Source organism: Aquiflexum sp., from assembly GCF_977115555.1.
In genome coordinates this window covers 1-19,411 of sequence record NZ_CDSBKL010000036.1, presented here as the reverse complement: position 1 = coordinate 19,411, position 19,411 = coordinate 1, and the positions used below count along the sequence as shown (strand labels likewise).

Annotated in this window: 17 protein-coding genes; 10 read left to right on the top strand and 7 right to left on the bottom strand. The window is 40.9% G+C overall.

The window, feature by feature from the left end:
* The 7 genes from ACZFYI_RS04070 to ACZFYI_RS04040 all read left to right on the top strand — a co-directional run.
* A partial coding sequence (locus ACZFYI_RS04070) for a proton/sodium-translocating pyrophosphatase (protein ID WP_462522839.1) occupies positions 1-1,188 on the top strand: 1,188 nt, incomplete at its 5' end.
* Positions 1,189-1,302: 114 nt separating this feature from the next.
* A complete protein-coding gene (locus ACZFYI_RS04065) occupies positions 1,303-3,399 on the top strand; it encodes a S9 family peptidase (RefSeq protein ID WP_462522838.1) in 2,097 nt (698 codons plus the stop codon).
* On the top strand, positions 3,399-4,682 hold the full coding sequence (locus ACZFYI_RS04060) for a D-alanyl-D-alanine carboxypeptidase (RefSeq protein ID WP_462522837.1): 1,284 nt from the start codon (positions 3,399-3,401) through the stop codon (positions 4,680-4,682). Before ACZFYI_RS04065 ends, ACZFYI_RS04060 begins: the two co-directional genes overlap by 1 nt.
* 189 nt (positions 4,683-4,871) lie before the next feature.
* Positions 4,872-5,270: a DUF2116 family Zn-ribbon domain-containing protein gene (locus tag ACZFYI_RS04055; RefSeq protein WP_462522836.1), complete on the top strand. Its 399-nt coding sequence runs from the start codon at positions 4,872-4,874 to the stop codon at positions 5,268-5,270.
* A 95-nt stretch (positions 5,271-5,365) separates the two neighbouring features.
* Entirely contained in the window at positions 5,366-6,109 is a 744-nt protein-coding gene (locus tag ACZFYI_RS04050; RefSeq protein ID WP_462522835.1) for an EcsC family protein, read from the top strand.
* A 129-nt stretch (positions 6,110-6,238) separates the two neighbouring features.
* Positions 6,239-6,862, top strand: coding sequence for an Lcl C-terminal domain-containing protein (locus ACZFYI_RS04045; protein ID WP_462522834.1), 624 nt, complete (start codon positions 6,239-6,241; stop codon positions 6,860-6,862).
* A gap of 73 nt (positions 6,863-6,935) precedes the next feature.
* Complete coding sequence (locus ACZFYI_RS04040; protein WP_462522833.1) at positions 6,936-7,367, top strand: NUDIX hydrolase; 432 nt, start codon at positions 6,936-6,938, stop codon at positions 7,365-7,367.
* A 28-nt stretch (positions 7,368-7,395) separates the two neighbouring features.
* Here ACZFYI_RS04040 and ACZFYI_RS04035 read toward each other — a convergent pair whose 3' ends face one another.
* Positions 7,396-8,163: a 3-keto-disaccharide hydrolase gene (locus ACZFYI_RS04035; protein WP_462522832.1), complete on the bottom strand. Its 768-nt coding sequence runs from the start codon at positions 8,161-8,163 to the stop codon at positions 7,396-7,398.
* A 178-nt stretch (positions 8,164-8,341) separates the two neighbouring features.
* Between ACZFYI_RS04035 and ACZFYI_RS04030 the strand changes: the two genes are divergently transcribed.
* Together ACZFYI_RS04030 and ACZFYI_RS04025 are read left to right on the top strand one after the other, a co-directional pair.
* Positions 8,342-9,244 carry a DUF1684 domain-containing protein gene (locus ACZFYI_RS04030; RefSeq protein ID WP_462522831.1) on the top strand — a complete coding sequence of 301 codons (903 nt, stop codon included), beginning with the start codon at positions 8,342-8,344 and terminating at the stop codon, positions 9,242-9,244.
* A gap of 96 nt (positions 9,245-9,340) precedes the next feature.
* Entirely contained in the window at positions 9,341-9,472 is a 132-nt protein-coding gene (locus ACZFYI_RS04025) for a DUF2256 domain-containing protein (RefSeq protein WP_462522830.1), read from the top strand.
* A 63-nt stretch (positions 9,473-9,535) separates the two neighbouring features.
* Here the strand turns inward: ACZFYI_RS04025 and ACZFYI_RS04020 are convergent, their stop codons facing one another.
* From ACZFYI_RS04020 to ACZFYI_RS04005, 4 genes are all read right to left on the bottom strand, one after another.
* Positions 9,536-11,998, bottom strand: coding sequence for a zinc-dependent metalloprotease (locus ACZFYI_RS04020; RefSeq protein ID WP_462522829.1), 2,463 nt, complete (start codon positions 11,996-11,998; stop codon positions 9,536-9,538).
* Between the two features lie 66 nt (positions 11,999-12,064).
* Positions 12,065-14,167 carry a ComEA family DNA-binding protein gene (locus tag ACZFYI_RS04015; RefSeq protein ID WP_462522828.1) on the bottom strand — a complete coding sequence of 701 codons (2,103 nt, stop codon included), beginning with the start codon at positions 14,165-14,167 and terminating at the stop codon, positions 12,065-12,067.
* Positions 14,164-14,994 carry a PorV/PorQ family protein gene (locus ACZFYI_RS04010; protein ID WP_462522827.1) on the bottom strand — a complete coding sequence of 277 codons (831 nt, stop codon included), beginning with the start codon at positions 14,992-14,994 and terminating at the stop codon, positions 14,164-14,166. The genes ACZFYI_RS04015 and ACZFYI_RS04010 overlap by 4 nt, the downstream gene beginning before the upstream one ends.
* Before the next feature lie 101 nt (positions 14,995-15,095).
* A complete protein-coding gene (locus ACZFYI_RS04005; RefSeq protein ID WP_462522826.1) occupies positions 15,096-16,478 on the bottom strand; it encodes a POTRA domain-containing protein in 1,383 nt (460 codons plus the stop codon).
* Positions 16,479-16,623: 145 nt separating this feature from the next.
* Here ACZFYI_RS04005 and yidD point away from each other — a divergent pair, with 145 nt between their 5' ends.
* The gene (yidD, locus tag ACZFYI_RS04000; protein ID WP_462522825.1) at positions 16,624-16,845 is read left to right on the top strand and encodes a membrane protein insertion efficiency factor YidD; all 222 of its coding nucleotides are present in this window, start codon (positions 16,624-16,626) and stop codon (positions 16,843-16,845) included.
* Here the strand turns inward: yidD and ACZFYI_RS03995 are convergent.
* The gene (locus tag ACZFYI_RS03995) at positions 16,842-17,948 is read right to left on the bottom strand and encodes a prolipoprotein diacylglyceryl transferase (protein ID WP_462522824.1); all 1,107 of its coding nucleotides are present in this window, start codon (positions 17,946-17,948) and stop codon (positions 16,842-16,844) included. The two genes, yidD and ACZFYI_RS03995, sit on opposite strands and share 4 nt — an antisense overlap.
* 39 nt (positions 17,949-17,987) lie before the next feature.
* Positions 17,988-19,411 (bottom strand): NAD(+) synthase (gene nadE, locus ACZFYI_RS03990; RefSeq protein WP_462522823.1); only part of this gene is annotated, 1,424 nt, incomplete at its 5' end.

Here is a 19,411-nt window from a genome sequence, read left to right as displayed (position 1 = left end):
ACCAAAATGGGTGTTTTTGGAGCGGTAGTGATCGGTCTGATCGTGGGTGCGCTCATGAGTGCAATTACTGAATATTACACTTCTATGGGTAAGCGTCCTGTAAATTCGATCATCAAGCAATCTTCCACAGGTCATGCTACAAACATCATCGGTGGTCTTTCTTTGGGCATGGAATCCACTGTTGCCCCGATCTTGGTATTGGCAGCAGGTATTTACGGATCGTTTTTAAGTGCGGGATTATACGGTGTGGCGATAGCTGCAGCAGGTATGATGGCGACAACTGCGATGCAGTTGGCGATTGATGCTTTTGGTCCTATTGCTGACAATGCAGGTGGTATTGCTGAGATGTCAGGTTTGCCAAAAGAAGTGCGTGAAAGAACAGACATCCTCGATGCTGTAGGTAATACCACTGCTGCTACAGGAAAAGGATTTGCCATTGCCTCTGCTGCATTGACAGCTTTGGCATTGTTTGCCGCTTATGTTGGTATGGCAGGGATTGATTCTATTGATATTTACAAAGCTGATGTATTATCAGGATTGTTTGTCGGGGCTATGATTCCGTTTATCTTTTCTTCTTTGGCCATTGCGGCAGTAGGAAGGGCGGCGATGGACATGGTCAATGAAGTGAGAAGACAATTCAGGGAAATCCCCGGCATCATGGAGTACAAGGCTAAGCCTGAGTATGAAAAGTGTGTAGAGATTTCTACCAAAGCTTCTTTGAGAGAAATGGTTGCGCCGGGAGCAATCGCCTTGCTTTCTCCGATCATTGTTGGTTTTGCCTTTGGTCCTGAAGTATTGGGCGGTATGTTGGCAGGTATCACTGTTTCGGGCGTGTTGATGGGAATCTTCCAAAACAATGCCGGTGGTGCTTGGGATAACGCCAAAAAATCCTTCGAAAAAGGAGTCATGATCAATGGCAAAATGGAGTACAAAGGTTCTGACGCCCACAAAGCCTCAGTAACAGGAGATACAGTTGGTGATCCTTTCAAAGATACCTCAGGTCCTTCAATGAACATCCTGATCAAATTGACTTCCATCGTCGCTTTGATAATTGCACCGCACATATCGGAAGGTGAAGGTAACGGACATGTGCATACCGATGCGGAGGATGTTAAAGTTACCAAAGAAATCACTTACGAAGACGGAAAGAAAATAGAAACTACAGTTACTGTGACCGTCAATAAATAAGGAAGAGATTCCGATTTATAGTGAAGCCACCTGTGCATAACGGGTGGCTTTTTTTGTTTTTTATAAAGGGTAGCAGTTTTTTTATTATCTTTTTCATTCTAAAACCACTCCTCCATGAAATTCTCAAGATCAATCCTTCTTTTGGTTCTTTTCCTTTCCGTAAATGAACTGTTTGCACAATCTTTCACCATGGAACAGGTGTCTTCCTTTTCCTTTCCTTCTGAATTGGTGACTTCAAAGACGGGAAATAAAATGGCTTGGGCCATGAATGAGAAAGGACTCAGAAACGTTTATGTGGCGCAGGCACCCGATTTCAATCCCAGAAAAATCACCTCTTTTGATAAGGACGATGGTCAGGAAATCAGCAGCCTCCAGTTTTCGCCTGATGGGAATTGGCTGCTCTTTGTCAGGGGTGGCGAACATGGCAGCAATTGGGATCCGAATGTAGGTTTCAATCCGGCAAACAATTCAAATATCCCAAAAGTAGAGATATGGACAGTTTCCTTTGAAGGAGGCAATGCCAAGGCACTGACTGAAGGAGACTATCCCACGATTTCACCTGACAACAAAACCATTACTTACCTCAAAGGTGGACAAGTTTGGACTGTTGATTCCCAAGAGGGAAAAGCTCCCCAATTGTTTGAGGCCAAAGAAAATATGAACTCTATTGCTTGGTCTCCCGATGGAAAAAAAATATTGTTCGCTGCCAACAGGGGTACCCATTCATTGATAGGGATTTTTAGCGGAAGTGCTAGCCCCATCCAATGGATAGCCCCGTCTTTTAACCGGGACGTCAGTCCAAGATGGTCTGAGGATGGTCGGAAAATTGCTTTTGTGAGATTACCGGGAGGAAAAGGGGAGGCTTTGCCGATATTGGAACAAAGACACAGCCCTTGGGAAATCTGGGTAGCGGATGCCATAACAGGGACTGCGGCTAAAAGGTGGAAAGCACCGGAAACCCTCAGAGGTTCTGTCCCGACAACCAATGGAGGTTTTAACCTTAATTGGGTGGCCGACAACAAAATAGTCTATCTTTCCTATGAGGATGGTTGGCCGCATCTCTATGCGATGAATGCGGATTCGGGACCATCATTACAGTTGACCAAAGGCAACTATATGGTCGAGCATATCAGCTTGAGCCATGATAAGAAATTTCTGGTTTTTTCGGCTAATACAGGGTTGGAAAAAGCCGATATCGATAGACGCCATATTGGGATGGTAGCTGTGAGTGGAGGTGAAATGAAACTTTTGACTCAAGGAGAAGGGATTGAAGCCATCCCATCTGTATTTTCAGATAACAAAACAGTTGCCTATTTTTCAGCAACTGCCAAAAGATCACTTCTACCCTCAGTGGTGGATATTCAAAGTAAAAAATCAAAATTGCTTGCTGAAAACCTGATTCCTAGTGATTTTCCGGCAAAGAACCTGATTGTGCCAAAGCAAGTGACTTTCAAGTCCCCCGATGGCTTTACTGTCCATGGACAGCTTTTTGAAAAAGAAGGAGGACCCACCAAAAAAGCCGCTGTCCTTTTTGTCCATGGCGGACCGCAGCGGCAGATGCTTTTGGGTTGGAGTTACATGGATTATTATTCCAATACCTATGCGGTTAACCAATACCTGGCTGAACTCGGATTTGTTGTTTTGTCGGTCAATTTCAGGTTGGGAATAGGTTATGGCTATGAATTTCATAAACCCGCTAGAACTTATTGGCAGGGGGCGGAAGAATACTTGGATGTCAAGGCAGCCGGTGAATACTTGGCGGGATTGAATCAAGTGGATAAAGACAGGATCGGGATTTATGGCGGTTCTTACGGAGGATATTTGACGGCATTGGCTTTGGGCAAAGATTCAGGTCTATTCAAAGTCGGGGTAGATATCCATGGTGTCCATAATCTTTCGGGCAGGATGGAAATGCCTGAAGGATATGAAAAGGCTCCTGATTATGATGAAGCGGTAAAGACAGCTTGGTTTTCTTCTCCTCTTGCCTATATTGAAACCTGGACCTCCCCGGTCCTTTTTATCCATGGAGACGATGATAGAAATGTACAGGTCAGTCAGACCACGGATTTGGTCAGAAGGTTTGAAGAGCGCAAGAAGCCTTATGAATACCTGATTATACCTGGAGACAGCCACCATTGGATGGTATTTTCCAATATGGTCAAAGTCAACCAAGCCACTGCTGATTTTCTCAAAAAACACCTTAATCCCTGATGAATAAAGCATTATTACTGGTCTTCCTGTCTGTTTTGTTTTCAATAAAGGCAACAGAAGCACAGAAACTGAACGCAAGAAAAGTCCGAAAGATGTTTGAGAAATCCGACATCATGCAGGAACATTTTGTTGGATTTATCCTTGAAGAACAGGGAGGCAAAATCGTTTATGAACAGAATCCTGACAGGTATTTTGTGCCGGCTTCCAATACGAAACTTCTGACACTGTATGCAGCATTGAATATCCTTGGTGATTCCATTCCCGGATTGAAATATCATATCAATGGGGACTCTCTTATTATTTGGGGCACAGGAGATCCTTCTTTTTTACATCCCAAGTTGGACAACAGAAAAGTCTTTGATTTTCTATCCCAAAGTTCCTTTTCACTTTACCTGGCAAAAGATCCGGATATAGAATTTGAACCTAGTCCCTGGCGGGCAGACCTAAGCCATTTTCCCATGTACGGCAATGAGACAAGCATAAAATCCGATTCGAGTGGCAATCTTAAAGTCAATCCAGTTTCCATTTTGAAATATATCAGAGTGGATTCGACCTTGACAACCAATAGATTTGGATTTAGGAGATCAAAGGCCGGAAATGAATTGTTAGTACCTAATCTTCCTGTCCCTATAGGCTTTGATAGCGAATTACCATTTCCTATGGACATGGAGGTGACAAAGGTTTTATTACAGGATACTTTGAAAAAAGACATTACCATTATCAAAAGGCATAAGCCCATTGATGCCAAAACCCTTTTTAGCATACCTTCAGATAGCTTGTACAAGCACATGATGCTGCCGAGTGATAATTTCCTTGCTGAGCAGATATTGCTGCTTTGTTCTGGGGTTTTGGGAGATACTTTAGATGTAAATAAAACTATAGAATACAGTTTGGAAAACCACCTGAAAGGTTTAAAAAACAAACCCATCTGGGAAGATGGATCCGGCTTGTCAAGGTTTAATCTTTTTACACCCAATTCGGTATTGGAGGTATTGCATAAACTCGAACAAAAAGTGGGAGATACCGAAAGGTTAAAGACTTTTCTACCTGCAGGAGGGGTTTCGGGAACACTTAAGACTGCTTATCAAACTGATAATGGAAAACCTTTTGTATGGGCCAAAACAGGTTCGCTCAGGTATATGCACTTGCAAAGTGGATGGATAGAAACCCGACAGGGGAGGACCTATCGCTATGTATTTATGAACAATAACTTTGTAAGACCTACCTCAGAAATCAGGAATGAAATGGTCAGGTTAATGACTGAAATTCATGAGAAATATTGACTTACATTATTTTGTAATAATCTCTAAATCTAGAATTATCTATTTTTTCCCTAAAGAATTTCATTTATTCATCTGTATTTAGTCAACCTATAAAATAAATACCCTGTTTAAGGGATTGTCTGGAACTAAACAGCTAATTAAATTTACTTTTATTAGTTGTAGAGTATCTAACTTTATAAAGGACTAAATATGGAATCGGAAAGAAAGCAATGCCATTATTGTGGAAAATCAATTCTTGGAAGAATAGACAAGAAGTTTTGTGATGACTATTGTCGTAACAGCCATAATAATCAGAGAAGGATTGGGGATAGTGCGGAAGTCAGAAACATTATCGGATGCCTGAAAATAAACAGGAATATCCTTGAAGGTATTTTGGTAGATGGGGTAGAAAAAGTGAAAGTTCCCAAGGAACGGCTTCAAAGATTGGGGTATCATTTCAAATACCATACGCATACATTTATCAACTGGAAGGCAAATGTTTACACTTATTGTTTCGAATATGGATTTGTGGAACTTGAAGGGGGATGGGTTCTTGTGGTGAGGGATTTGGGGGAAAACCATAAAAATGCGGATAATAAAGTTGATTGAAATTGGGTATTCAAATGCTTGGTAAAGTTCGATTTCCTACTTGAAAAAGAACCTTAAGGTACTAGAATCTGTATAAGTTATAAAACGATCAGATTATGCCTCAATCTTTATTAAAATCAATGTATGACGACATTGCATTTGCGGAATTGAATGTCTGGTTGGCCAAAACGAGGAAAAAACCCGGATTTGTCAATAAGCTTACCAAAAGCACGCAGGAAGGTATTAATAGCTTGATTCCAGAAAAAGTACACCAAGTTATCACTTATGCGATTGAGAAGATGGTCAAAGGGGTGTTGTTTGGGACTAAATACATTACACCTTCTCCATTGCAAAACATGACTTTGGAAGAACGGGAGAAAAAAGTAAAGAAGATAATCAAAGTATATCAGAATACAGCCTCAGCAGAAGGAGCGATAACCGGGGCAGGAGGGATTTTGTTGGGATTGGCAGATTTCCCCGCATTTCTTACCATCAAAATGAAGATGCTCTTTGAAATTGCTGCTGCTTACGGATTTGATGTAAAAAAATTTGAAGAGCGTCTTTACTTGTTAAATATTTTCAAACTGACTTTTTCAAGTCAGGGAACCCGGAATCAGACATTGGCCCTGCTTGAAAATTGGAATGATTATATTTCAAAACTTCCAAAAGAGGTCTCCGATTTTGATTGGAGGGATTTTCAATTAGAATATCGTGATTACCTAGATTTGGTAAAGCTGGCGCAGCTTATCCCGATTATAGGGGCAGGAGTAGGTGCGGTTGCTAATTATCAATTGGCTAATAAACTTGGCCTGAATGCCATGCAGTGTTACCGGCTAAGGCATTTTGATTGGGAGATTTGATATTTGGGCACCATTCTTGATTTATATCATTATTACAATATTGTGGATTTATATTTCTTTTATGTTAAATTTGCAAAGCTTAAATTCTCTTCTTAGAGAGAAGTTGTCCACCCATCTAAAATTGAATATATGTTAAAGCCCAAGTTATTATCGCCAAAATCGATATTGTTGATTTTGTTGAGTATTGTAGTGATCTTCTCAGGTTGTGTAAAAGAAGAAAGTCCTGAGGATGTATCCCTGGGAGAACCTTATCAAGGTGGAGTTGTTGCCCATATTTTTCAGCCTGGGGAAGATGGTTATGTCGAGGGTAAAAAAACCGGAATCATCATTGCTCCTGTAGAAGAGGTTTTTGAATCACAATGGGGTTGCCAAGGGACTGCCGTTGGCGGGACTTCTACTGCAGTTGGAGGAGGAAGGAAAAATACTGAGTTGGTTCTTGCATTTCATGATGCTTTGCCCGACTATTATAACAACCCTACCCAATGTCATCCTGCAAATAACGGTACAGTGGCTGCCAGAGTAACTCTTGATTTTAATCTGGGAGGGTATAATGATTGGTTTATGCCAAGTCAGGGAGAGATGAATTATCTATATCAAAATAGGGATAAGATAGGAGGTTTTTCTGATGTTGAGTATTGGAGTTCCTGCGAAAGCAATAGGACTGATGCCTGCGTGATGTCTTTCATCACAGGAGAATTGTTGTCAAAGCCTAAAAGTGAAATTAGAAGAGTTAGGGTAATCCGATTCTTCTAATCCAGAGAAGAGATAAGAAAAAAACCTGTGGAATATGTCTACAGGTTTTTTTGTTTAAAATTGGATTTCTTTCATGAAAACTTATAAGCCAATGTCACTTCATATTCCGGATTGCTTCTATCGGGTTTCAGTCAAGGCACTTGTTTTGGATTCCTCAGACAGATTTCTTTTGGTCAAGGAAGAGAATGGGTTATGGGAGCTTCCCGGAGGGGGATTGGATTTTGGGGAAAAGCCCCAAGAAGGACTGCGAAGAGAATTGAAAGAAGAGATGGCTTTAGAGGCAAAGGCTATTTCAAACCATCCCCAATATTTTTTTCCTGCAATAAACCCCAATGGCCATTATATTGTCAATGCAGTATATTTGACAGAGCTTTATCATCTAGATTTCCAACCTTCACCCGAATGTTTGGAAATAAAGTTTTTCAGTGCAGAAGAAGTATTTGAAATCAAAGATTTAATGTATCCCAATGTTTTAGAATTTGCCAAGCTATATAGGATTTCTTAACCTATCAATGCTAATGCTTTATTTTGGTTTAAAAATCGGTTCCTTTTTCGCCTAAATCGATGCTTTTGATCCAGATATTCCGATACAATACATTGTGCCCTTCAGCTTGTAATTTGATACCCCCAGGACGGTCTGTGATTCCTTTTCCTCCATCATTACCTCCATCTTGTCCTGAATTTGGGCCGCCCCAAACCTGACTGATTTCCTTGTCTTCATGGATTTTTTTGCCATTGAAATAGATGGTAACCCGAGCTTTCTCGACCAACTTTCCATCTTTAAATCTAGCCGCCTTGAAATTGATGTCATAGGCATTCCATTTACCTATTCCGTTATATGCTTGAACTGTGGGTATATGTTCATTGATGATGGCAGCCATACCATGATCTCCATAATCCCCGTCAAGAACTTGGATTTCGTAACGGTTTTGAAGATAAACACCGGAATTGCCACCTTCATTCTGTATCAGAAATTCCACATGAAGCCTAAAATCCTTGAATTCCTCTTTGGTGACAATGTCTGCGGCACCGTATAGTCCTCCAGCAGCTGCCGGGTCATTGCTGTTCATTGCAGTGCCTTTGTCCACGGGATCTTTTACAATTTCCCACTTGATGGGAAGCTCAGCTTTGAATCTTGGTCCTTCCCAATACGTCCATTTTTGGTCCAGCATTTTCCTGCTTCCGTCAAAAAGCTGCTGCGCATCCTTGGGTTTTTTGATGCCGACACCTGTTTGGGCTATTGTCAATAATGGGGAAATGATACATGCGGCGAATAATATGACCCTGGATAAAATTTTCATGGTTAAATTGGTTTGATTCAAAGATCAAGATACTCAGCAATCAATTCAAATTGAAAATTTTTTATTCGACTGGAAATAATTTACTGTAATTTTTATTTCAAGCAGCTAATTTTTTGGAGTTGGATTATTTTTGGACAATAAGATTTTTAAATTGCCTTGAATTCCAATTATCTATTGAATGAGAAACTTCCAATTAGTTCTGATTTTAGCTTTGACATTTTCGGCTATTTCCTGTGAAACAAAGGAAAGTCAAATCAGTGCAAAAGACCATGCTGAAGAGGTGGAACTTTGGTATCAGGAGAGGGTTAGTTCTTTGAAATCGGATGAGGGATGGCTTAACCTTATAGGGTTATATTGGCTCGAAGAAGGGGAGACCACATTTGGTTCTGGTTTAGAATCTGGGTTCAGATTGGAAGACGATGGCTTCCCGGATTTGATCGGGGTTTTTACTTTAGAAGGAGACAAAGTTTTTTTTGTCCCAAGGACGGACAGTGTTTTTATAGGAGAAAATGAGGTGAAAGGAAAAGTGAAGGTTTTTGATGCAGGTACTCAGGAATTTGAAAAACTCACATATAACAGTCTCAGATGGAACATCATTAAAAGAGCGGATGCTTATGGAGTTAGATTGAGGGATTTGGAAACTGCCGCAGTCACCCAATTTGAGGACATTGAAAGATATCCGGTAGATTTGGATTGGAGGCTTGAAGCAAAGTTTGTCCCTTATGTTCCCATCCGCGAAATTCCGATTACGAATGTTCTTGGGCAAACAACTCCAAATCCCTCTCCCGGATACCTTGAATTTGAAAAAGAGGGAAGAACCTTTAAAATTGACGCTTTGGATGATGGTGATCAGCTATATCTGATCATTGCAGACAATACCAGTGGTGGGGAGACTTACGGTGGCGGAAGGTACATGTACGTCAAAAAGCCAACTTCAGGAGATAAGGTTATTCTCGATTTTAACAAAGCTTATAATCCTCCCTGTGTGTTCACTCCGCATGCCACCTGTCCTTTGCCTCCGAGGCAGAATATACTTGATTTGGCCATAACGGCAGGGGAGAAGACTTTTGGAGAACACTGAATGAAGCGTAAAGAAAAGTCTGACATATGAGATTTGAGACAAAGTTGAGATGAGAGTTTTTTTCAAACCTTTTGGTTTCATAGTGCTTTTTCGTATATGAAGAAATCGGAATTACCAACTAAGATTTGTCCGGTCTGTGGCCGGCCTTTTGCATGGAGGAAAAAGTGGGAAAAGAATTGGGAGAATGTGAAGTACTGCTCTAAAAAGTGTGCGGGAACCAAGAATTGACTGCAATAAAAAACCCAATTGAAGTTGATTCAATCGGGTTTTTTTGATTTATGCAAGTTATTTTCAATACTCAAAATCGCAGCTCAGATTGGTCGTCCCGATGGGTGCCCCATCAGGTATTGCCAATTCAGCAGGAATGCTGAATTCTTCCTTTTCACTGAAGAAATGATTGATTTTGTCGGCAAGGTATCTATGAAAGTCGTCCGATATGCCTTTGGTAGATGCGGATTTTGAAGTGGTTGATTTGCTTTGGTCTTTATTCCAGTTCCAATAAGCAATTTCACGCAATTGGTTTCTCGTAATTCCCTTCACCGTGGCAGTTGCTTTAGGGTCTTTGGCAAGATTGATCAAATGGTCCGTAAGCTTATTTTGAACCATCAGATTGATTTCCGAACTATAGGTTCCGTCATAATTACTACCAAAAACTTGTGCAGTGACTTTTTCTATTACATCCGAAAATGAAGGTAAACTTTCATCAAACAGTTTCTGCTGATGCAGCCTGTTTGCCCTGCCGGCCTCAAACAGAAGTCCAAAAGTAAGATCTACTACATTTTCAGCAGGTGCCAATGGATCGAAATTTAAACCGTTTCTCGAGGGGAATGTTTCCCTGTTTCTCAAGTACCCCATTGGACGTGGAGGCATCCTGTCCAAAATCTGAGAAGGTACGGCCAATTGCTCTGCCTGTATCGCATACAAAAGGGCATCTAAAGCTCCATTTTGCCTGGAGGCTTCTAATCTGGATTGAACTCTTTGGTTGTCTCCTTTGACTTTGTAAGTATAATCCAAGCCTCCTACTAGTTTGCTCGTAGCTTCCAATTGGTACCGATGCATCAAAAATAAGGGGGCCAATACTTCCTCCATCAATGCCTCGGGCTGGTTTTCATCTATGGAATTTAATCCAAATGAATTCAATTTTTTGGCACGCATGGCCATCATTCTCATGAGCTCATCCGGGGCAGAGGCGCCATTGTCCCAAAGGTGTGAAGTTGGATGACTTCCGCTTGGATGTCTTGAGTCCATGTCTGAGATAAAGGTATGTCCTGCAGCATAGGTATCTTCTAGTAGCTTTTTTAGATGGGCTTGTTCGGTTTGACCAGCAGGAACTGTTTCATACCCATATCGGATGGCCCATTTGTCCCATTCCCCGATTTTATCATCATAAGCATCTGAGATGTCAATATTCCCGTTGTCATCCATTTTGATCATTGGGTATGGATAATCCATGACGGAGGCGCGGTTGGTGGGAGAGGAGGCATAAGCATGCGCCAAGCCCAAAGTATGTCCGATCTCATGTGCAGAAAGCTGTCTCAACCTTGCCAATGCCAATTCAAGCATCTTTGGATTTTTGGGTTTCCCATCTTCAAATGGCTGTATCAATCCTTGAGCTATCAAAAAATCCTGCCTTACCCTAAGGCTTCCCAATGTTACATGGCCTTTGATGATTTCACCTGTCCTTGGGTCAGTGACCGAGGAGCCGTAAGACCATCCTCTAGTAGACCGGTGAACCCATTGGATTACATTGTACCTCACATCCATCAGGTCAGCACCTTCGGGCATCAATTCAACCCGGTAGGCATTTTTGAAACCTGCTGCTTCAAAAGCTTGCGCCCACCAGTTTCCGCCTTCCAACAATGCCGAACGGACAGGTTCAGGTGTGCCTCGGTCAAGGTAATAGACGATCGGTTCGACAACTTCTGAAATGGCAGCGGTAGGGTCTTTCTTTTCCAATCTATGTCTAGAAATATATTTTTTGACCATGGGTTCCCCAATAGGCGAGGTGAAATCCATGTAATCAATGTGGAAATACCCGGCTCTTGTATCAAATACTCTTGGGGTATAGTTGCTGTCAGGCAGCTCGATGAAGGAGTGTCGCTGACGAACAGTTACAGATTCGGGTGAAGGGGTAACAGACCTGATATAGGCACCTGTAGGGTTTCCGGTCAAGGTTACAATTGCTTCTACTTCCGTGTTTTTTGGGAAATTTTTTGTCATGGGATAGTGAAGCGCACTGCGAGAAAGATCAGGTTTGTAACTTCCCTGCCTTGCAGACCCCAGTCTTTCTCCGACCATATGCGCATCCTGCATGTAGAAGTTCGTGGCATCGACAAGGTATTTGCCACCCTCCGAGTTACTGATTTCAAAGCCCCATAATACTGATTCAGCGAAAGCATCTCTTACTGATTTTACTTCTGAAGGATTGTCACTGTACGCCCTGAACTCATAATTTTTATGAACCAATAAAAGTTTGTTGCCGGCTTTTCTGAATTCCACGATGCGAGTACGGCCTAATTGGCCTCTATCAAGACCAATGTCATTAGAACCAATACCAGCTGGCATGGAATTCACATAAAGGAATTCAAAGTCAAGTTTGTCTACCTCAAGATAGATTTTTCCTTTTTCCTCATCGGTATAGAAGGTAAAGAAGCCTTCTTGCTTGGAAAGCTTACTTTTGTCAATACTTTGGGCAAATGATAGGGTAGATAGAAATATGAAGAAGGTGAGATTCAGTAGAAGTGTTTTTTTCATAGTACGGTGGTTTTGATTTCTAAATTTATCAAAAACCACATTTGATGGGAGTACCGATGGTGGAAATTATCTGTTGAATTGGTATTGAAGCTGAAAGACGGTTTCTGTAAACGTATTGCCTTGGATTTCCTGAAGGCCGCTTCCAATGACATTTCGATCTGTAAAAATTGTTCTGCCTATCCTCGCCCAAAAAGTAAGCTTGGGGCTGATTTTGTATTGTCCCAATAGGTAATACCTCATTCCCTGACCGTTCAGAGCAGGGATGGAAAAAAGCCAAAGCACGTTCCTTTCATAAATAAATTGCCTGTTGTCGTAGTCTTCTGTATCAAACAGTACTATTCTGCCAGAGAACCTCCATTTTTCATAATCCACATTGATATCCTGACTGATTGCAAAACCCCTGGTTTTTTGCCCATTAAAGTCAAACCTGCTCGACATAATTCTGGATTTTATACTCCAATGTTTGTCCAGACTATAGTCCAGATTGAAGGCATAGTTCCATTTTTTTCCTTGGGAAAGTTGGTAGGCCGACTGGAAATTATTCGGCAGTTCAGAGACATTTCTCGCTTTGGATTCCTCTCGGATCTGGGCAAAAAGCAGTATTTTTCTTGAGGGAGAGTAGGTAAACCTGGTCAGCCATTCCTGTCCTGAAGAAGGTGCATAGACCCGGTATTTCAGCCAGGGAAACCTGAAATAATCATAGTAAAGAGACCAAGAAATCTTTTGATTCGGTTTGTAATTCAAGCCAAAATAAAGTCCGTGTTCATTGATGGGACGGGTGCCTTCGGAAAAAGCATTGCCATAGAAACTGTGAAAATCCCTGTCAAATCGTCTCCAAAGAACCGAAAAACCAAGTTTAGGATGTAGGCTACTCATCATCCCGAGGACTGAACCCTTTCCACCGCTTTTGGATATGGCAGTTTCGCCGAAGAAAAAATAATTTTGATAGTTGTATGCAAAATATAGGCTGTGAAGGTGGTTTTCTTTTCCAAAAAATTCAAACTGATTATAGACCTGACGGTTTCTTTGAAAAGGCTGTCCAAATTGTGTGTAAAGGGAATTTACTCCCACCTGAAAATCCCTTTTTCTGCTTTGATAATGGACGTTTCCTCCCAGATTTTTCTCTCGGATTCTGTTTTTATAATTGATTTCTGTGGCTGTCCGGTGAAGTCCGCTGCTTTGAAGTGAGGTGATGATTTCTTCCCCGGTTTCCAATGAATCGAGTTGGAGTTGAAGATTTCCATCTCTTGGAGCATTGGATGCCATCAGAGTGATATTGATTGGCCCGGCTTTGTAGGTGGCGGCCATGCCTCTGAAAAACCCAAATTCCAATGCTGCTGTGTAAGGTCTGATTCCTACAGTACTCCGCCTTACCGTGGTGATGGTTTCTGCACCTTTTCCGACTCCAAAACCTGCCCCAAAAACCAATCCTTGACCCGTTTGCATCTGAAAATCTCCGATTGAAACAGCCTTTAAGTTTCCTTGGTTGTAAAGTGTAAAATGGTAGGAAAAAAAATTGAAGCCATATCTTTTTGTCCTTGGATTCCAGGTAAACTGCTCACCTGAGTCTTTGTCAATCGTAAAGCCAAGGCTGAAATCCTTTGAATGTTGCATACGGAATCTGCCATAAAGGTTACTCGGATCGCCAAGATACCTACTTGTCAGGGTTCCATTTCCCAATGTATCCGGCGCGGTATATCCTTTTCGGGTTTCCCAAACTCTGTTTTGCCTGAAAATAAAATACGCATCCCTTGATCTGATAATCCTGTCTTTAAGTGATTCCTGTGTCTTTTCTGAGTCCTCCAAAACCACGAAAGGAAGTAATTTATAAATCGTTTCCAAGTCAAAGTCCGGAATTGCCTGCAATTCATAGATGGAAATGAATTTCCCAAATTGATTTTGATATGCTATGAAGTTGTTTACTTGGGTGGGAGTCAAAATAAATAGGGACTTTAATTCCTCTGCATTGGTTTTGTTGAGATTGATTGGATTGAGAAATACCTGTAAAAGGCTTTCATATAAATCTTCGTAATTCTCGTCGGTTCTTTGCATGCCAAAAAGTTCCTCAATGAAATTTTCGATATTGATTTCACCTTTCCGATAGGTCTGTGCGGAGGCGAAATGCGCCATTAACATCACCAGTATTCCTATGGATAGGAGGGCTTTCATTTGTTCAGAAACAAATAATTGAAAGAAAAATGATGGGTATTTCCAAGACTTGGATGTTGGGTCAATGCATAATCTATGTGGAATCTCTTTGGGCGGAAGCCGACCCCAAAAAAGAACTTATTGGGTTGTGTGTTCATTCCTACTCTTGCCCAAACCCTTTCCAATAGGTTGTATTCAAGACCCATTTTCAGTAAAGGATCGAGGAGAATGTCTTTTTCCGCTTCGAGGTTTACCATTACTTTGGAATTGGGGCGATAGGAAATTCCCGCCTTGACTGTAGTCGGCAACCTGTCATCTGAGTTTTTGCCATATTTTGCCCGGGTGACATTGTAGACATGAGCGCCAAAAAACAATTCAGGAGTCAATTCTGCCACCCCTCCAAATTCAATTACTGCAGCTGCCCCCCTGCCGAATCCTTCGATACTCGTCTGTAAATAGTTGATTTTTACGCCCAAACTTGCAATTCCCAATTGATTGGAAAAACCGATCCCAATCTGATTTTGAGAGAAATGTTCCGAACCAAAACTTGAAATCCCCAGCCCAAAAGCTTTGTTTTTGCCTTTAATGACTGCAGCTGCTGCTAAAGTGGTAAGTTCATCGATGTTTAGCCGATGGTCGTATGAAAAAGTGGCCTGCGTATTTTCTGTTTTTGCAAGGCCTCCGACATTGTTGAAAATACTCCAAACATCTCCCAATGTTACATTGGCATTTCCCAATCCCATGCTTCGCCCTCCCCTTGGAAATGCTTCTGTACCGGTTTGGGAATAGGCATTACTACAGACCAATGTCAGAAATAAGACCAATAAAAATTTTATGAAGTCTGCCATGTCCTGTAAAACCGATACAAAACCGGTTCAATTAAAAATACAAGGACAAAAGGAAAGGAAAAAATAGCTAACCGATATTAAACGTTTAACTTTCGTTTACCTCAAAAAGGTGCTCTGAAATTTACAAAAAATGCCTGTCCCCCTGTGTTGTTAAGAGAGTATTCAAATCTGAATACCATATCGTAAAGTGTCACAATGTCAAGACCCGGACCATATCCGAAAAGATAGGTATTCGTTAGGCGGGCATTGTCAGGAAGGTTGTTTCTATCATTGACAAATCCGTGGTCAAAATTAAATCCGAGATACATCTTGAGCGGGAGGTAGGAGAATTCTTCCAAGGGAACGTATTTGCCGATATCATATCCCACATCGACAAATTTGAATCTGAAGCTGTTTTTATGCACTAGGGTTTGCTGACCCTCTACCACATTTAGTTCATACCCTCTGATAAAATATGGATTATATCCGATTCCTCTTACCAATGTGAAAGGTTGCCTTTTTCCAAAAAATGAACTGATGGACAATCCTGTAGCAAAGTTAAATTTATCACCGATTTCATAATATTTATTGGCATTGATGGTTATTTCTGCATCGTTGATGTCATCTGAACCAAATAGTCCATATTTTGTCAGGCTAAGGTTTAAAAGCTGTCCTTTGGTTGCATATTGGATATTGTTTCTTCTGTCATGTCTATAGGTATATCCCAAAACAAAATAATTAAGTTTGTTGCCTTCATGGAGGAAATAGTCAGGATTTTGGACAAATACGTCCGGATTAATGATAGTACTATTGTATCCAAAGGTTATGAAATTGAAATTATAATAACTTCCTCTATAGCTGTATCTTAAAAAAGCCGATAAATTTCTTCTAAGAATCTCCTCGTTTTCATTTGTGTAGAAAACCTGCTTGTTGAAGGCTGATTTTACAGGAATTGTTTTTTGGGTAAAATAGGTAAATTGACCTGTGATACCATGATTTTGGTTTTTGTCCAAGTATGGAATGCTGTAAAGGACTTCAAAGGCCCTTACAAATCCAAATTGAGCACCAACTCTCAATTTTTCATTCCTTCCTCCCACATTGTTATGTATCAATCTCGCTCCGTAATTTACCCTTGAAAAATCCCGGTTTTGGTTGGTCCACCACTCAGCGAAATTTCTATCTGCTAGATTGAAGATGATGTTTGGGATGATATACCATCTTTCAGTTACCGAAACCAAAAGCTCAATCTGTTCAGTGTCGGTGAGAAGTGGGGTAATCTCCACACTGGTGAATAGTTGCAGGTTATAGATTTTTTGTTGGTCAGCCTGAATCATCGAAATCAGTTCATCCCAATCGTAAACTACTCCTGTATTGAGATCTATTTCCCTAAGAATAATATTCTTTCTGGTTTTTTCATTGCCCACTATAAAAATATTATTGATGACCACTTTGTCAGGATGGCTCACTGACGTGCTGTCCCTTTCAACATCTTCTGTTTGGGCCATAGCAGTATTTACCTCAAAAAATCCAAGGAAAAGAAGGAAGGAAAGAAAGCTATGTTTGTAAAATTTTTTCAATAGAAACGGTACTTAATTAATATTTAAGGAACTTTAGCTGACCATATTTCTTTATCAGTGAAATATAAATGCTTTGAAGACCATCATCCGCAAGATCGCCATATTCCCTGTGTTGGTTTATCAATATGTGATATCTCCACTTTTTCCGGCTTCCTGCAGGTATACGCCTACATGCAGTCAATATACCAAAGAAGCCATATTGAAACACGGGATTTTCAAAGGAGGTTGGTTGGGAATCAAAAGGATTCTAAGCTGCCATCCTTGGGGAGGTCACGGTCATGACCCCGTACCCTAGCCGGCTTTTGATTTGAATCCTTTTTTTAATGCTAATCCGACCAATATCAAGCCACCGGTCACCAAAGGAATACTCAACCACTGACCCATATTTAATGTAAGTCCCTGCTCAAAGTCAACCTGATTTTCTTTCAGGTATTCCCAAATAAACCGCATTCCAAATACAGAGATCAAAAATAGTCCCAGAAGCAATCCGTCAGGCAGTCTGGATTTATATGTCATCCAAAGCCACAGGAGAACGAGGAAAATCACAAAATAAGAGGCAGCCTCATAAATCTGTGTGGGATACCTTGCAACTCCGAAAGTATACACGGTAGCCAAATAATGATCTCCTTTATCGGCCAAATCAAAGTTTAATTTCGTGTCACTACTTTCTGACATGTATTTTTGAGAACTTTTGAACTTTGTCAAAACATATTTGACATCTGTTTCCAATGTCGTCCTTAAATCAGCCTCACTAAATCCTCCTTTGTCTATTTTGATGTCAATGTTGACAGGGACTATTCCTGTTCCGGTTAATTCTGACTCTCTGTTTTCGGGTTTGTAAGCACTCACTTCTTGTACAGGAATCCGGAGTGTTTCCAAGATTTCTTCTGTGTCCCTGGCATATACGAAACCGCTGTCAGTTCCGGTTGGTTTTCCACCAATCTCAGAGTTCATAAGATTCCCCATCCTTATCATGGCACCTGTCATCGCCACTACGATGACTATCCTATCCACCACCCATAAGTAGGTTTGTGTAGGGACTTTCCTGGCATACAGGTAAAGGGCAAATAAAATAGCAATGGCAGCACCATGACTTGCTAGTCCACCTTCCCAAACTTTGAGTATTTCAATCGGATTGCTGAGGTATTTTTCGGGTTCATAAAAAAGTACATGCCCCAATCTTGCTCCGATAATAGTGGCCAATACCATGTAAATCGTCAGCTTGTCAACAAGCCTGTCATCCTGACCTTCCTTGCGGTAAATGTAGATCATCACCTGCTGAGAAATAATAAAGCCAAATGCAAACAATAAGCTATACCACCTCAATCTTTCAAAACTTGGGAAAACGGCAGCATTTGGGCTCCATACGATATAGTCTAGTATCAGTTGTAATGTCATAATGTTTTCTGTTTTGGGATCAGGTGATTAATTTGAGATTTAATTTTCATCCATTTCTTTCAGCTCCTCTTCATATCCTCCGGATAGAATCGGGAACCTGTACCATGTTTTGGGATCAACGTTAAATTCATCCAAATGAAACGAAGGTGCCAAACGTTCCCTTTTCCATTGGTTGCGAGACCAAAGCCGGAAGAATTTTTTGATATAACTCTTTAGTATCTCACTTTCTACGTTCAATTCCTCTTTAAGGATCAGATAAATATCGAGGGGAGACCTCTTGTCCCTGATTGCGAGCCGTTCAATCTCCACGATGACTGAATAGGGCATCAGGTCTGTTTCATCCGTTTGTTGGTTTTCTGAAGGGCGGAGTTCAGCAGTAGGTTGCAAGCCGTTTACTTTATTCAATCCTGTATACCCAAGCTCCTTCTCAGCCCAACGAAGCCATTGTAAGATAAAATACTTATCCACTGCGGCTATAGGAGAGATGCTTCCACTTGTATCCCCATCCATAGTGGTATAGCCTACATCTCCTTCACTTCTATTGGAAGTGCTCAAAAGCAGTGCATTTTTTATATTAGCCAGCATCCAGATAATCGGGGACCTTGCTCTGGCTTGTATATTTTGAAGAGCGATATCATCTTCTTTCCAAGAGAGTTTCCTTCCAATCGATTTTTCTATTTTTTCAATGTAGGATTTTACTTCATCAGTAATTTCCCAGTGAAGGAATTCTGCTCCGATGCTTTCAGCTAAGAATTTCGCGCTTTGAAATGTTGAAAAAGATGAATTGTCGGATGCCTGGTAAGCAGTAGTCAGGACTTGTCCTGTTATTTCTTTGACAGGATTATTGGTCAAAGGTGTAAATGATAACCCTAATTTTTTCAAAAAAGCATTGGCACCAAGTTCTTCCACACCCCTTCTGACCATTTCAGAAACCAATACAGCGATTGTCGACGAGTCAGCACCTCCGCTGAGTGAGAGGACAAAACCCTTGCTTTTGCTTTTTCTCAAGTAATCAAACAATGCCAAGGATGAGGCCTTGGCAAATTCCTCATTTTTATGGTGGGAGCTTTGGACTTCAGGATAGTTTTCGGTTTGTCTGTCATAATCAAAAGTCAACACCTGAAAATCCTCAAAAGAAAGCAGCTTGTTTTTCAATATGAGCCTGCCGTTTTTTGAAGCTAGGATTTCTCCATCAAAGATCATTCTTCCTGCTTCATTCCCTAAAAGGTTTACATAAAAGTAAGAAGCATTAAAAAGCAATGAACTTTCATTGACAAGTTGCTCTCTCAATATACTTTTTCCCATCGCAAAGTGGCTAGCACTGGGATTGAAAATAATGTCAACATTTCTGTCTTTAAGTCGGAATCCGGGCCTAAAGGTTCCCCTCCACGCATCTTCGCAGATCTCAAAACCATATTTTATTCCTTTCTTTTCAAAAACAAGATCTCCAAAAGGAACCTGAT